General features: G+C 66.2%; 14 protein-coding genes and 1 pseudogene. 3 read left to right on the top strand and 12 right to left on the bottom strand.

Features of this window, described 5'->3' with window-relative positions:
* Window positions 1-8: 8 nt before the first annotated feature.
* Window positions 9-1,559, bottom strand: a complete 1,551-nt coding sequence (locus G7077_RS08435; protein WP_246167526.1) for a lysine--tRNA ligase — start codon at window positions 1,557-1,559, stop codon at window positions 9-11.
* Window positions 1,560-1,630: 71 nt separating this feature from the next.
* On the opposite strand from G7077_RS08435, the pseudogene G7077_RS08430 reads away from it, so the two are divergent.
* A pseudogene (locus tag G7077_RS08430) lies at window positions 1,631-4,350 on the top strand (ATP-dependent DNA helicase).
* Here the strand turns inward: G7077_RS08430 and G7077_RS08425 are convergent.
* The 6 genes from G7077_RS08425 to G7077_RS08400 form a co-directional block, all read right to left on the bottom strand.
* Window positions 4,288-4,650 carry a MerR family transcriptional regulator gene (locus G7077_RS08425; protein ID WP_166411313.1) on the bottom strand — a complete coding sequence of 121 codons (363 nt, stop codon included), beginning with the start codon at window positions 4,648-4,650 and terminating at the stop codon, window positions 4,288-4,290. The pseudogene G7077_RS08430 and the gene G7077_RS08425 overlap by 63 nt on opposite strands.
* Window positions 4,651-4,657: 7 nt before the next feature.
* The gene (locus G7077_RS08420) at window positions 4,658-4,987 is read right to left on the bottom strand and encodes an integration host factor subunit alpha (RefSeq protein WP_166411312.1); all 330 of its coding nucleotides are present in this window, start codon (window positions 4,985-4,987) and stop codon (window positions 4,658-4,660) included.
* Between the two features lie 106 nt (window positions 4,988-5,093).
* Window positions 5,094-6,053 (bottom strand): beta-ketoacyl-ACP synthase III, encoded by a 960-nt coding sequence (locus G7077_RS08415; protein WP_166411311.1) that lies wholly within the window; start codon window positions 6,051-6,053, stop codon window positions 5,094-5,096.
* Window positions 6,050-7,105 (bottom strand): phosphate acyltransferase PlsX, encoded by a 1,056-nt coding sequence (gene plsX / locus G7077_RS08410; RefSeq protein ID WP_166411310.1) that lies wholly within the window; start codon window positions 7,103-7,105, stop codon window positions 6,050-6,052. Before plsX ends, G7077_RS08415 begins: the two co-directional genes overlap by 4 nt.
* A gap of 26 nt (window positions 7,106-7,131) precedes the next feature.
* Window positions 7,132-7,311 (bottom strand): 50S ribosomal protein L32, encoded by a 180-nt coding sequence (gene rpmF, locus G7077_RS08405; protein ID WP_166411309.1) that lies wholly within the window; start codon window positions 7,309-7,311, stop codon window positions 7,132-7,134.
* Between the two features lie 134 nt (window positions 7,312-7,445).
* Window positions 7,446-8,111 carry an MBL fold metallo-hydrolase gene (locus G7077_RS08400; protein WP_166411308.1) on the bottom strand — a complete coding sequence of 222 codons (666 nt, stop codon included), beginning with the start codon at window positions 8,109-8,111 and terminating at the stop codon, window positions 7,446-7,448.
* Between the two features lie 83 nt (window positions 8,112-8,194).
* On the opposite strand from G7077_RS08400, the gene G7077_RS08395 reads away from it, so the two are divergent.
* Window positions 8,195-8,440 carry an aminotransferase class IV gene (locus tag G7077_RS08395; protein ID WP_166411307.1) on the top strand — a complete coding sequence of 82 codons (246 nt, stop codon included), beginning with the start codon at window positions 8,195-8,197 and terminating at the stop codon, window positions 8,438-8,440.
* Here the strand turns inward: G7077_RS08395 and pdeM are convergent.
* The 5 genes from pdeM to G7077_RS08370 are packed head-to-tail and all read right to left on the bottom strand — an operon-like array spanning window position 8,437 to window position 12,484.
* Complete coding sequence (gene pdeM / locus G7077_RS08390; RefSeq protein ID WP_166411306.1) at window positions 8,437-9,099, bottom strand: ligase-associated DNA damage response endonuclease PdeM; 663 nt, start codon at window positions 9,097-9,099, stop codon at window positions 8,437-8,439. The two genes, G7077_RS08395 and pdeM, sit on opposite strands and share 4 nt — an antisense overlap.
* A 28-nt stretch (window positions 9,100-9,127) precedes the next feature.
* On the bottom strand, window positions 9,128-9,580 hold the full coding sequence (locus G7077_RS08385; RefSeq protein WP_166411305.1) for a hypothetical protein: 453 nt from the start codon (window positions 9,578-9,580) through the stop codon (window positions 9,128-9,130).
* A complete protein-coding gene (locus G7077_RS08380; protein WP_166411304.1) occupies window positions 9,581-9,838 on the bottom strand; it encodes a hypothetical protein in 258 nt (85 codons plus the stop codon).
* Window positions 9,839-9,882: 44 nt separating this feature from the next.
* Window positions 9,883-12,342 (bottom strand): ligase-associated DNA damage response DEXH box helicase, encoded by a 2,460-nt coding sequence (locus tag G7077_RS08375; RefSeq protein ID WP_166411303.1) that lies wholly within the window; start codon window positions 12,340-12,342, stop codon window positions 9,883-9,885.
* Window positions 12,296-12,484, bottom strand: a complete 189-nt coding sequence (locus tag G7077_RS08370) for a hypothetical protein (protein ID WP_166411302.1) — start codon at window positions 12,482-12,484, stop codon at window positions 12,296-12,298. Before G7077_RS08370 ends, G7077_RS08375 begins: the two co-directional genes overlap by 47 nt.
* Window positions 12,485-12,544: 60 nt before the next feature.
* Between G7077_RS08370 and G7077_RS08365 the strand changes: the two genes are divergently transcribed.
* Entirely contained in the window at window positions 12,545-13,534 is a 990-nt protein-coding gene (locus G7077_RS08365; RefSeq protein WP_206367741.1) for a ligase-associated DNA damage response exonuclease, read from the top strand.
* Window positions 13,535-13,538 lie beyond the last annotated feature (4 nt).

Raw genomic sequence — 13,538 nt, 5'->3', positions numbered from 1 at the left:
CGGCTGGATCAGGCGCCAATCGCTTCCGCAATCAGCCTGCGGCTGTTGTCGATGCCGTAAAGGGCGATGAAGCTGCCCATGCGCGGTCCCTGACTGGAGCCAAGCAAGGTCTCGTAGAGCGCCTGGAACCAGTGGCGCAGGCTCTCGAACTCGTAATGCTTGCCGACCTCGAAAACGATGTTCTGGATCTCATCGCCCGGCGTGTCGGGGTCAAGTTTGGCCAGTTCGCTGTCCAGCTCCCTGAGGGCGTCGACTTCCTGCTCCGCCGGCGCGCGCCGTTGCAGCGTCGGCGCAACGAAGTCGCGTGCGTAATTAACCGCAAGGCCGATCAGCTCGTCCAGTTCCGGGTGCGTTTCGGGCGAGGTGTCGGGCGCATAGCGCCTCACGAACTTCCACGCCGTCTCAGGATCGTTGACGCCAGGCAGGCTGACGAGGTTGAGCAATAGCCCGAAGGTCAGCGGCAGGCTGGTCGGCTCCGGCACTGCACCGCGATGGATATGGTGGACCGGGTTGCCGAGCTTCTGCTCAATCGGCTGCGCCGGGTAATTGCCGCGAAACTGCCAATATTCGTCCACCGCGCGCGGGATCAGCGCCAGGTGCAGGCTCTTCGCCTTCTTGGGCTCCCGGTAGATATAGAAGCTCAGGCTCTCCTCGCTGCCGTAGCGAAGCCACTCCTCGATGCTCAGCCCGTTGCCCTTGGACTTGGAGATCTTCTCGCCCTTGTCGTCGAGGAACATCTCATAATTGAAGCCTTCCGGCGGACGGCCGCCGAGCACACGGGCGATCTTGGACGATTGGACGACACTGTCGATCAGATCCTTGCCGGCCATTTCGTAATCGACACCAAGCGCGACCCAGCGCGCAGCCCAGTCGACCTTCCACTGCAGCTTCGACATGCCGCTCAGAGCCGACTGTTCGACCCGCGATCCGTCCTCGTCGGTGAAGGCAATCGTGCCCGCTTCCGCATCCATCACCTCGACCGGAACCTGAAGCACCTTGCCGCTCGACGGCGAGACCGGAAGAACCGGCGAATAGGTCTGCCGCCGCTCCTCGCGCAGGGTCGGCAGCATCACGCCCATGACGCCGTCCCATTGGCGCAGCACCTGGCGGACGATCTCGTCGAAGCGGCCGCTTGAGTAGCAATCCGTCGCCGACAGAAACTCGTAATCGAAGCCGAACTGGTCGAGGAAGTGGCGGAGCATCGCATTGTTGTGATGCGCGAAACTTTCGTGCGTGCCGAACGGGTCGGGAATTCTGGTCAGCGGCTTGCCGAGGTGCTCAGCCAGCATCGCCTGATTGGGCACATTGTCCGGCACCTTGCGGAGCCCGTCCATGTCGTCGCTGAACGCCACCAGCCGCGTTGGCGCACCGCCGGTCAGTTCCTCATAGGCCCGGCGGACGAAGCTGGTGCGCGCGACCTCGTTGAAGGTGCCGATGTGCGGCAGGCCCGAGGGGCCGTAGCCCGTCTCGAACAGCACCGGCGCACTATCCGGCTTCCCGTCTGGCCACCGCTTCAAGAGCTTGCGCGCCTCCTCGTAGGGCCAGGCTTTGGACTGCATTGCGGCGGATCGAAGCTGTTCGGCGTCCAAAATCGTTGCTCTTCTGTTCTCTTGGGGACAGGGTGCGGAGGATGGCCGCTCCATTGCCTCTTCCAGCCCTGCACGCAACCCATGCGGGCATCTGGCTCGCGCTGTCGGACGGCCCGTTGCGCGAGATCGAACGGGGCCAAGCGATCGCGCGTGCGGCGGAGACGCCGCATATCGTGCTCAATGCGCCGCTTATCGGGCAGCGCCTCGGATATCCAGAACTGTCCGGCCTCGACCTGCTGGAGCTGTTCGCCTTCATCCACCCGGCGCGCTTTGCCGTCCCGACACCCGCCGGCCTCGCCAAGCAACTTGGCCTGACGCCGCCTGCCAGCGATGCCGAGGCCGCAGCGTCCTTGCGGGACATCGCCGATCGGCTGCTTGCCGTGCTGGACTGCGACTGGCCCGAGCGGGAGGGCGCATGGACCAGCAATGCCACCCTGCACCGGCTCGGCTGGGGTTGGGCGCCGCTCATCGGTTCACGCCTCCCCGGCCCGAGCGGGGCGAACGCATGCTCTTCTCCCGCCTGCCGCAGTGGGAAGAAAGCGCCGAGCGGCCGCCGCCCCGGCCGATGACCATTCCGCCCCAGGCCGCGCGCGACAAGCTGGCGGAGTTGACCGGCGGCGGGTCGGAAGTGCGGGAGGGGCAGAAGGCGATGGCGGCGGCCGCCTCGGCGATCTTCGCGCAAAAGACCAAGCAGGGGGCACCGAACATGGTGCTGGCCGAGGCAGGGACGGGGATCGGCAAGACCCTCGCTTATCTCGCGCCTTCGTCACTGTGGGCAGAGGCGGCGGGCGGGACGGTGTGGGTATCGACCTTCACCAAGGCGTTGCAGCGGCAGCTCGATGCCGAAGGGCCGCGCCTGTTCGCCGACAAGGCGACGCGCGAGAAGAAGATCGTCGTACGCAAGGGGCGGGAGAACTACCTCTGCCTGCTGAACCTTGAGGACGCGATGCAGGGCGCGTTCGCCGGGCGGGCGGCGGTGCTGGCGCAGCTGGTGGCGCGCTGGGCGGCTTACTCGAAAGATGGCGACATGGTCGGTGGCGACCTGCCCGGCTGGCTTCCGACCTTGTTTCGACGGGCGGGCGCAACCGCGCTCACTGACCGGCGAGGCGAATGCGTTTATGCCGGCTGCCCGCATTACCGCCGCTGCTTCATTGAACGGGCCGAGCGCGCGGGACGCGAGGCGGACCTGGTGATCGCCAATCATGCGCTGGTCATGATCAACGCCGCCCGGGCGCGGGAGGATGCACCGGCGCGGATCGTGTTCGACGAGGGTCACCACCTGTTCGACGCCTCCGATTCAACCTTCGCCGTCGCGTTCGGCGGCCAGGAGTCGATCGAGATGCGGCGCTGGATCGTCGGTCCGGAGGGCCGCGCGCGCGGACGCCGGCGGGGGCTTGCGGCGCGGCTGATGGATGTCGCATCCTATGACGACGAAGGCGCGCGGGCGCTGGACGCAGCCGTTGATGCCGCCCGGAACCTGCCGTCCGACGGCTGGCTCGGAAGATTGGCGGAGGGCATGCCGTTCGGGCCGTGCGAGGCCTTGCTCGCCGAGGTGCGGAGCATGGTTTACGCGCGGGCCAAGGCCCAGGAGGCGGGCTACGGCCTGGAGACGGAACTGGCCGAGCCCGACGGGGCGCTGGTCTCCGCTGCCGAGGCGGCGGTGGTCACGCTGGAAGCCCTGCAGAAGCCGCTTGCGGCGCTGGAACGCCGCCTGGATGCCGTGCTTGGGGACGCGCCGGACTGGCTTGATGCACAGGCGCGTGCGCGGGTCGAAGGGGCCATTCGCGGTTTGTCCTGGCGGCGCGAGACGCTGGCTGCATGGATCGGTCTGCTGGCCCGGATCGGCGGTGCGGCCGATCCGGACTTCGTCGACTGGCTGGCGATCGAGCGAGTGGACGGCCGCGAATATGACGTTGCGATCCATCGCCGCTGGCTCGACCCGACCCGCCCGCTGGCGTCTGCGGTGCTGGCCAATGCGGACGGCGTGCTGGTCACGTCCGCGACCCTGACCGGCGGCGAAGGTTGGCCCGTTGCCGAGGCGCGTACGGGCGCGGCGCACCTGCCCTTGCCGGCGCAAACCTTCTTGGCCGAAAGCCCGTTCGATTATGCGAACTCGGCCGAAGTGCTGATCGTCACCGACGTGAAGGCGGGCGACACGGCCGCGCTCGCCGGCGCCTACGCTCGGTTGATCGAGGCATCCGGCGGCGGCACGCTGGGCCTGTTCACCGCTATCCAGCGATTGAAGGCGGTACACGCCCGCATCGCCGACCGGCTCGCACGGGCGGGACTGCCGTTGCTGGCCCAGCACGTCGACCCGATGGACGCGGGCACCCTGGTCGACATCTTCCGCGACGATCCCAAAGCGTCACTGCTCGGCACCGACGCCCTGCGCGATGGCGTCGACGTGCCGGGCGAGTCGCTGCGGCTGGTGGTGATGGAACGCGTGCCCTGGCCGCGCCCGACCGTGCTTCATGGTGCCCGGCGCATGTCCGGTGGCGGCACGGCCTACGATGACCGGGCGGTGCGCGACCGACTGGCGCAGGCGTTCGGGCGATTGATCCGGCGGCAAGGCGACCGCGGCCAGTTCGTGATCCTGTCGGCGGCGATGCCGTCGCGGCTGCTCAGCGCCTTTCCACCCGGGGTGCCGGTCCGGCGTATCCCGCTCGACGAGGCAATCGCCCGGGTCGCCGCGTTCCGGTCAGGCGTTCAGGGCAGCGGCGAGCTTGTCGCGAAGCACGACCAGGCGGTCGACGTCCAGTGACGGCTTCGGCTCCGCAACAGGGGAAACCGGTGCCGGGGTAGGCTCGGGAGCGGTGCCGTTCTTCAGCAATTGCTGGACGCCCCGCACCGTATAGCCTTCGCGGTTGAGGAGGCGGTCGATCCGGCGCACCAGCTCCACATCGGCCGGGCGATAGTAGCGGCGGTTGCCCGCGCGCTGCATCGGCTTCAGCTGGGGAAAACGAGTCTCCCAATAACGCAGGATATGCTGGGCGACGCCCAGTTCGGCCGAAAGTTCGCCGATCGTCTTGAACGCGTCCGGTGACTTCGCGCCGGAAGCCATAAGCGGCTTACTTCGCGATCCGGTCGCGCATGATCTGGCTGGCGCGGAAGGTCATGACACGACGCGGTGCGATCGGCACTTCGACACCGGTCTTCGGATTGCGGCCGACCCGCTGTCCCTTGTCGCGCAGGATGAAGCTGCCGAAACCAGAAATCTTGACGTTCTCGCCCTCAGAGAGCGCATGGCACATGTGGTAGAGCATTCGCTCCACGAAACTCGACGACTCGGCGCGGGACAGGCCAAGTTGCCCGTGAATGCGGTCCGAAAGGTCCGCGCGGGTCAGCGTGCCACCCGCCGTTTCATCTTTGCCAAGACGCGCGATGCCAAGATCCGCCATCAATTCCTCCGCCCCCTATGCCGAGTCTCTCGCCAGTCAGTTACATTAACGTAACGGAATTCAGCGCGCCCGACAATGCGAGTTGTCGCCTGATTCCTCATGTTTATCAATAGCTGAGCGCGGCGGCGCCCCAGGTAAAGCCACCGCCCATCGCTTCCAGCACCACCAGGTCGCCGCGCTTGATGCGGCCGTCGCGGACCGCAACGTCGAACGCCAGCGGCACCGAGGCGGCGGACGTATTGGCGTGCTTGTCGACCGTCATGACCACTTTTTCAGCCGGAAGGCCGAGCTTGCGGGCGGTCGCGTCGATGATCCGCGCATTGGCCTGGTGCGGCACGACCCAGTCGACATCGTCCGGAGAAAGCCCGGCGGCGGCGAGCACCTCCGACAACACCTCGGCAAGGTTCACGACCGCGTGCCGGAAGACCTCACGGCCCTTCATCCGCAGCTTCCCCACGGTGCCGGTGGTGGACGGACCGCCGTCGACGAACAACAGGTCATTATGGCGCCCGTCGGCGTGCAGCTTGGTGGCAAGAATGCCGCGCTCGCCCTCCTGCGCCTGGAGCACCAGCGCGCCCGCACCGTCACCGAAGAGGACGCAGGTCGCGCGGTCCTTCCAGTCGAGCAAGCGGCTGAAGGTCTCGGCACCGATCACCAGCGCCGTGGTGGCATTGCCGGAGCGCAGCATCGAGTCGGCGACGCTCAGCGCATAGAGGAAGCCGGTGCACACCGCGTGGACGTCGAAAGCGATGCAATCATTGATGCCGAGCGTCGCCTGCACCTTGGTCGCGGCCGACGGGAATGTCTGGTCGGGCGTAGCGGTCGCCAGGACGATGAGGTCGATGTCCTGCGGCTGGAGCCCGGCCGCTGCGAGCGCCTGGCGGCAGGCGTCGGTCGCAAGGCTTGCGGTCGTCTCGCCCTCGCCGGCGATGTGGCGGCTGCGGATGCCGGTGCGCTCGACGATCCACTCATCAGACGTGTCGACCGTCTTTGCGAGTTCGGCATTGTCGACACGCCGCGCGGGAAGGGCGGAGCCGGTGCCGAGAACAACGGAGCGAAGAGTCACTGCGCGGCCTGCTCCGCCGCGGCGAATGCATGGGCCCGGAAGTTGTCGAGATCCTCGCCGATCCGGCGAGTGATGTCGTTGCGGACCATGCTGGAGGCCACGAAGATGGCGTTGGCCACGCCCTTCGGGTTCGCGCCGCCGTGGCTCTTCACGATCAGGCCGTTGAGCCCAAGGAAGACGGCGCCGTTGTGATTGTTGGGGTCGAGATGAACCTTGAGTAGGTTCAGCGCCGGCTTGGACAAAGCGAAGCCGGCCTTCGACCGCAGCGAACTCTTGAACGCCCGGCGCAGGAGGTCGGTGACGAAGCGGGCGGTGCCTTCCGCCGTCTTGAGCGCGATATTGCCCGAAAAACCGTCGGTGACGACCACGTCAATATTGCCCCTGGACAGCTGGTCGCCCTCGGTGAAGCCGTCGAATTTCAGCGGCAGATAGTTGGCGTCGCGAAGCAAGGCGGCGGCTTCCTTGAGCTCGTCCGTGCCCTTCAGCTCTTCCGTGCCGATGTTGAGCAGTTTCACCCGTGGCTTGGAAATCGACAACACCGTCCGGGCATAGGCCGAACCCATGACCGCAAACTGAACCAGATTCTGTGCGTCGCATTCCGTGTTGGCGCCAAGGTCGAGCATTACGCAGTCATGTTCGCCCATGGTTGGCAGCAGGGCCGCAAGCGCAGGCCGGTCGATCCCCGGCATCGTCCGCAGCGCCAGCTTGGACATGGCCATCAGGGCCCCGGTGTTGCCGGCGGACACGGCGGCATCGGCATGGCCGTCCTTAACCGCGCCGATCGCCATTCCCATCGAGGTGGTGCGAGCGCGGCGGATGGCCTGGCTCGGCTTTTCCTCGGAAGAGATCGATTCGGGCGAATGGACGATGGTGACGTTGGGCGTCAGCGTCTTGTGGTTGGCAAGCTCGGCGCGAACCGCAGCCTCGTCACCGAAGACGAGGAAATGGAGCGTCTTGTCCTTGCGCAATGCACGCGCGGCTCCGGCCAGCATCGCTGCCGGTCCGGAGTCTCCGCCCATGGCGTCGATTGCGATGCGCGGGCCGGTTGGCATCAGCGCGCTTTCGCTCCCGTTTAGGCTCAGGCCTCGCTCGAGACGATCTCACGACCATTATAGTGGCCGCAAGACGAGCACAGGTTGTGCGGCAGGCGAAGCTCACCGCAGTTCGGGCATTCCTGGAAGTTCACGGGCGACAGCGCGTGATGGCTGCGGCGCATGTTGCGCTTGGAGGGCGACGTTTTTCTTTTAGGGACAGCCATTCCGGCACCTGCTCAATGAAACAATAAAAATTGCGACGATCGTCGCCGAGTCTCGTCAGGCAAGCCCGACGGCGGCGGGGGGATCGTCGCGAACCGCGGCTCCTATAGCGAAAGCCGGAAAAAGCGCAAGCCGCTCAACGCGCAAGAACCCGGTCGCCGACATAGGGGTTGCTCGCCCGCTCCCGCCCGAAGGTCGACATGGGACCGTGACCTGGCACGAAGGCGGTCTCATCCCCCATCGGCCAAAGGCGTCCGGTGATCGACCCGACCAACTGGTCATGATTGCCGCGCGGGAAATCCCAGCGGCCGATGCCGCCCTGAAACAGCACGTCGCCGACCAAGGCGAGCTGTGATTCAGGATGGTGGAAGACGACGTGGCCGGGCGTGTGGCCGGGGCAGTGCCGGACGTCCAGCGTCAGCTCGCCCACCTGGACCTGATCGCCGTCCTCCAACCAGCGCGCCGGCGTGAACGGACGCCCTTCGATCCCGTAGCGATGCCCGTCCTCCTTGAGCTGGGCGATCCAGAACAGGTCGTCCTCGTGCGGACCTTCGATCGGAACGCCAAGCTCCTCGGCAAATATGCCAGCGGACCCGCAATGGTCGATATGGCCATGGGTCAGCAGGATCTTCTCGATGGTGACGCCCGCCTGCGCGGCCGCGGCGCGCAGCTTGTGAAGGTCGCCGCCGGGATCGACAAAGGCGCCCCGCATCGTCTTGGTGCACCACAGCAAGGTGCAATTCTGCTGCAACGGGGTGACGGGAATGATCGCCGCCTGAAGGGGCGGTTGAGGATTGGACATGACCCTCATCTAAGGCGCGGCCGGGGCCGGCACAACGCGAAGGGGCTTGCCGCGCGCTCCTTTCCCGTCGATGACGGTGGCAGATGGCAACCGATCACCCGCGCGATATTCAGGAAATGATGCGGTTCGATCCGGAAGAAGCCATCGTCAATCTCGACGAACATCTGCGACGGATCACCGAGGCGGCGGAAGCGGAGGGCTACCGCTTCGACCGGCATGGTGCCCGCAACGAGCTCCAAGCGGCGACGTTCGGGCGCCGCACACCGGCAGACGTGCGGCTGGTGCTATCGCCGACCGGCGCGATGGCGATCGAGGTTCGCAGCCTTTAGGCGGCGATCGGGAAGCGCAGCAGCCGGTCCGACACCGGCACCAGCGCCGATGCCTGGGCACCGACATTGCGGACGATTTCCGGGTGCGCCGCGTCGAGCCCGCCGGTCAGAGAGCCGAACGCCGGCAGGATCAGTTTGCTCTCGGACGCAACGAAGCAGCGGCGCGACACGCGCCGGCCCTTGATCTGAAGCCGCAGCTTCGGGTGGAAATGGCCGGACATCTCGGGCCGCGGATCAGCCGGGTCCGCTTCGTGGCGCAACATGATGCCGTCGACCTCCATTTCCTCGATCAGCGTGCCGCCGCAGTGATCGGCAAAGCCGGGATCGTGGTTGCCGAGGATCCAGGTCCAGTCGAGCCTGCCCGTCAGTGACAGGAGCAACGCGCGGGCATTGTCCGGCAACCGGTCGCACCCGAACTTGTCGTGAAAGCTGTCGCCCAGGCAGTAGAGCCGCTCCGCCCCCGTCCGCTCGACCTCGCCCTTCAGCGCCAACAAGGTCGCATGGCTGTCGTAGGGCGGAAGGAACTGGCCGAGCCGCGCGAACCAGCTCGCTTTTTCGAGGTGCAGGTCGGCGACCAGCAACGCCTTTCGTGCCGGCCAGAACAGCGCGCCTTCGGGGGTTGCAAGGAAATCGTGGCCGGCGAACGAAAGGGGAACCATGGAATCGGCTTAAACCCGAAAAGCCAGCCTATTCCAAGAGGGTAAGCACATGGTCCTTGAGCGCCCTGGCGTCGTGCAGCGCATTGTGCGGCACGGCGCTATTCGCCGCAGTGCTGAAGCCGAACAGGGTCAGCACCTCGAACCGCAGCGGCGGCACCGGCACCATTTGACCCGGACCGGTGATCAGCAGCATGCAGAATAGGGCGATGTCCTCCGGCCAGTCGGCCGTGATGTAGGGCGCTTCGTCAGCTTGCAGATAATGCGCCACCGTTTTGGCAGCCTCGGCGCGGGTCAGCGGCGGGTTGCGTAGCGCGTCGGGCACCGTGTCTAGGTAAGGCACGACATGCCGCTCGACCCATGGCTCGATCGTGTCGGCGCACTGCAGTGTGAGATAAAGCTCCTCGCCATCGTCCGGCACCAGGGCAAGGGAAAGAAGCGCGCCGCCAAAACCGTTGAATTCGGTATCGAGGAAGTAGCGCACCTAGCGGGCGCAATAGTCGGTCGGCAGCGCGCGTCCGCGCCGGCAACGTTCCTCCATCGCCCGCACTTCCTTTCCGCGGCGTTCCTCTTCCTTGCGAAGCTCGGCGCCGCGCTTCTGGTCGGCCTCGGCCTGGCTGGTGGTGGCGAGATCGACGCCCTTCGAAACGACCCTGACCGGCAGGGTCACCGCGTCGACGGCGGTGCCGACAATGCAGCCGGACAACATCAACGATGCAGGCGCGATAAGGAGAAATTTCATGCCCGTAGGGTCGCACAGGCGATGTGGCTCGGCAATGAATAAGCTTAAGCCATCGCCTCTTGAGCCAACGCTTCGGCCTGGATCAGCAAGCTTTCGTCCGCCTCTCCGCCCGGCGGCATCGCCTCGCGGCCGACGATCACCATCAGCGGCACGGCCATGGGCGTCACCCGTTCGGCGGAGACATGCACCATCTGCTGCGCCGCCCGCTCCACCAGGCGGACGAGACGGCCGAGCTCCGTCATGCGGGCACGGGCGTCATCCCAGGCTGCGGTCATCAGGAGATGCTCAGGCTCGTAGCGCCTCAGTACGTCATAAATGAGGTCGGTTGAGAAGCTGACCTGCTTGCCCGTTTTGCGCTTGCCGGGGTGCTGCCGTTCGACCAGCCCTCCGATCACCGCCACCTCTCGGAATGCGCGCTTCAGAAGCATCGATTGCTCGACCCACTCCGTGAACTCGGCTTCAAGGATGTCGGGCGACAACAAGGCCGCCGGGTCGGTGATCGGCTCCAGCCCATAGACCGCGATCGCATAGTCGTTGGCGACGAAGCCCATTGGCTTCAGCCGCGCTTTTTCCATGCGCTTGTTGATCAGCATGCCGAGCGACTGGTGGGCGTTCCAGCCTTCGAAGCTGTACATCACCATGTAGTGACGGCCCTCCAGCGGAAAGGTCTCGACCAGCAACTCATCCGGCTGCGGGAGGCGCGACCGACGCTCTTGCACCTCCAGCCATTCGCGCACGCCCTCGGGGAAGCGCTGCCACTGCTCCGGCTCCGCGAGGAAGGCGCGCACCCGGTCCGCCAGGTGCGTCGTCATCGACATGCGCTGGCCGCCGTAGGTCACCAGCCGCGCGTCCTTCGAAGAGGCGCGCACGATGATGTCGCTGTCCTGGAACCGCTCAACCTCCAGGCTCAGACCGGCGAAGAAGATGTGGTCGCCGACCGTCAGCGTCGAGGCATAGCCCTCCTCCACCTTGCCGAGCCGCCGGCCATTCTTGAACCGCACCTCCATCATCGGATTGTCGACGATGATGCCGGCGTTCAGCCGGTGCTGCGCCGCCACCGCCGGGCGCGTGATCCGCCAGTGACCGGAACCTTCCGGCTCCTCCACCAGCCGTCGGAACTTGTCGTAGGCGCGCAGGGCATAGCCGCCGGTCGCGATATATTGCATGACTCGCTCAAACGTCTCTTGCGTCAGCCCCGCGTATGGCGCGGCTCCCTGGATTTCGCGAAGCAGCTGCGCCTGCTCGAACGGGACGGCGCAGGCGCAGGCGAGGATATGCTGTGCCAATGTGTCGAGCGTTCCGGGGCGGAAGCTTTCCGGATCGAGCTCGCGGTTGCCCACCGCATCCAGCGCCGCGCGTGCCTCGAGATATTCGAAGCGGTTGCCGGGAACGATGATGCCCTTGCTTGGCTCGTCGAGCCGGTGGTTGGCGCGGCCGATCCGCTGCAGCAAGCGTGAGCTGCCCTTGGGGGCCCCCATCTGCACCACCAAGTCGACGTCGCCCCAGTCGATGCCGAGGTCGAGGCTGGAGGTCGCGACAAGCGCGCGCAGCTTGCCGTCGCTCATCGCCGCTTCGATCTTGCGCCGCGCCTCCAGTGCAAGGCTGCCGTGGTGAATCCCGATCGGCAGACTCTTGTCGTTGACCCCCCACAGATCCTGAAAGATCAGCTCGGCGAGGCTGCGCGTATTGCAGAAGACAAGGGTGGTGCGATGCTGCTCGATCAGCTCCATCACTTCGCGTACCGCGTGGCGGCCGCTATGGCCGGACCACGGGATCCGGCCGTCGGGGATCAGGATCGACAGGTCCGGCTCGGCACCCGGATCTCCCTGCAATACGTCGACCAATTCCATATCGGCGTCAGGCGCGAGCCAGCTGCGGTAGGCATCGGGGTCCGCGATCGTGGCGGACAGGCCGACCCGCCGCAGTTCCGGCGCGAGCGTCTGTAGCCGAGACATCGACAGCGCCAGAAGGTCACCGCGCTTGTCGCGGGCGAAGGCGTGCATCTCGTCGATGACGATCGTCTTCAGCCCCGCGAACATCGTCACGCTGTCCGGATAGCTCAGCAGCAGGCTCAGCGATTCGGGCGTGGTCAGCAGGATGTTGGGCGGTCGCACCCGCTGCCGCGCCTTGCGGTCGGACGGCGTGTCGCCGCTGCGGGTCTCGACCCTGATCGCGAGACCCATCTCTTCGATCGGGCCGAGCAAGTTGCGCTGAACGTCGACGCCGAGCGCCTTCAGCGGCGAGACGTAGAGCGTGTGAAGCCCGTCGACCGGCGCCTCGGCAAGGTCGCAGATCGTCGGCAGGAAGCCCGCCAGCGTCTTGCCGGCACCGGTCGCCGCCACCAGCAACGCGTGGCGACCTGCCCGCGCACGCTCCAGCATTTCCAACTGGTGCCGCCGCGGCGTCCATCCGCGCTGGTCGAACCAGCGCTGGACGACGTCCGGCAGCTTGGCCGGCTCAGAGACCGTCGGTGCCCTCGCGCCGGCGCTGTTCCTCCTGCTCATAGAGGTTGTGCGTAGCCGCTTCGGCCCGATCGTTGGAGGGGCCGCGCGTCGCCTTGCGGTTCTTCAGCACCACCCACAACATCACGATGCCGAGGATCGCCGCGCCGACGATGGTCACCGATGTCCACAAACCTTCGTCCACTTGCCGTCTCCTATCCGGAACCTCGTTTCGTTTCGGATGCTATATCTCCCGATGGGGCGCCTGGGTTCCTGGATCGAGCCATTTCCTGAAGGCATTTACGTGCGTCCCGCCGACGCATGGGTCGATCCGTCCGATGCAAAGGCGAAGGCTTTGGTCACCCACGGCCATGCCGATCACGCCCGCGGCGGCCATGGCGAGGTCTGGGCCACGCCCGAGACTCTCGCGATCATGGGCGTCCGCTATGGCGAGCAGAATGCCCGGCCCGTCGCTTTTGGCGAAAGCACACGCATCGGCGAGGTGGACGTCAGCTTCGTTCCCGCCGGCCATGTGCTCGGCTCAGCGCAGATCGTCCTCGAATTTGGCGGTGAGCGGGTAGTCGTTTCCGGCGACTACAAGCGCCGTCCCGATCCGACCTGCGCGCCCTTCGTGCCGGTGCCGTGCGACATCTTCATCACCGAGGCGACGTTCGGCCTCCCTGTCTTCCGTCACCCGGACACCGGCAGTGAGGTCGACAAGCTGCTGCAGCGACTCCACGACGAGCCGGACCGCTGCATTCTCATCGGCGCCTATGCGCTCGGCAAGGCGCAGCGGCTCATCTGCGAAATCCGCAATCGCGGGCACCATGACCCGATCTACTATCATGGCGCTTTGGAACGCCTGTGCCGCCTCTACGAGGAACTCGGAGTCCCGCTCGGCGAGCTTCGTCATTGCGGCGAGGCGACCAAAGCGGAGATGGCCGGGCATATCGTCATCTGCCCGCCTGGCCAGCTAAACGACCGCTGGTCGCGCCGCCTGCCCGACCCGGTCACCGCCATGGCCTCAGGCTGGATGCGCATCCGTCAGCGCGCCCGCCAGCGCAACGTCGAGCTGCCGCTGATCGTTTCCGACCATGCCGACTGGGACGAGCTTACCCAAACCATCCGCGAGGTCGCGCCCAAGGAGGTGTGGATCACTCATGGCCGTGAGGATGCGCTGATGCACTGGTGCATGACCCACCAGATCAAGGCGCGGGAGCTGAACTTGGTCGGCTATGAAGATGAGGACGATTAATCGC

Origin of the sequence: Sphingomonas piscis (assembly GCF_011300455.1) — a bacterium.
Classification (GTDB): Bacteria; Pseudomonadota; Alphaproteobacteria; order Sphingomonadales; family Sphingomonadaceae; genus Sphingomicrobium; species Sphingomicrobium piscis.
Note: the sequence above shows the minus strand (reverse complement) of the source record. Positions and strands in the feature narration are given on the sequence as shown.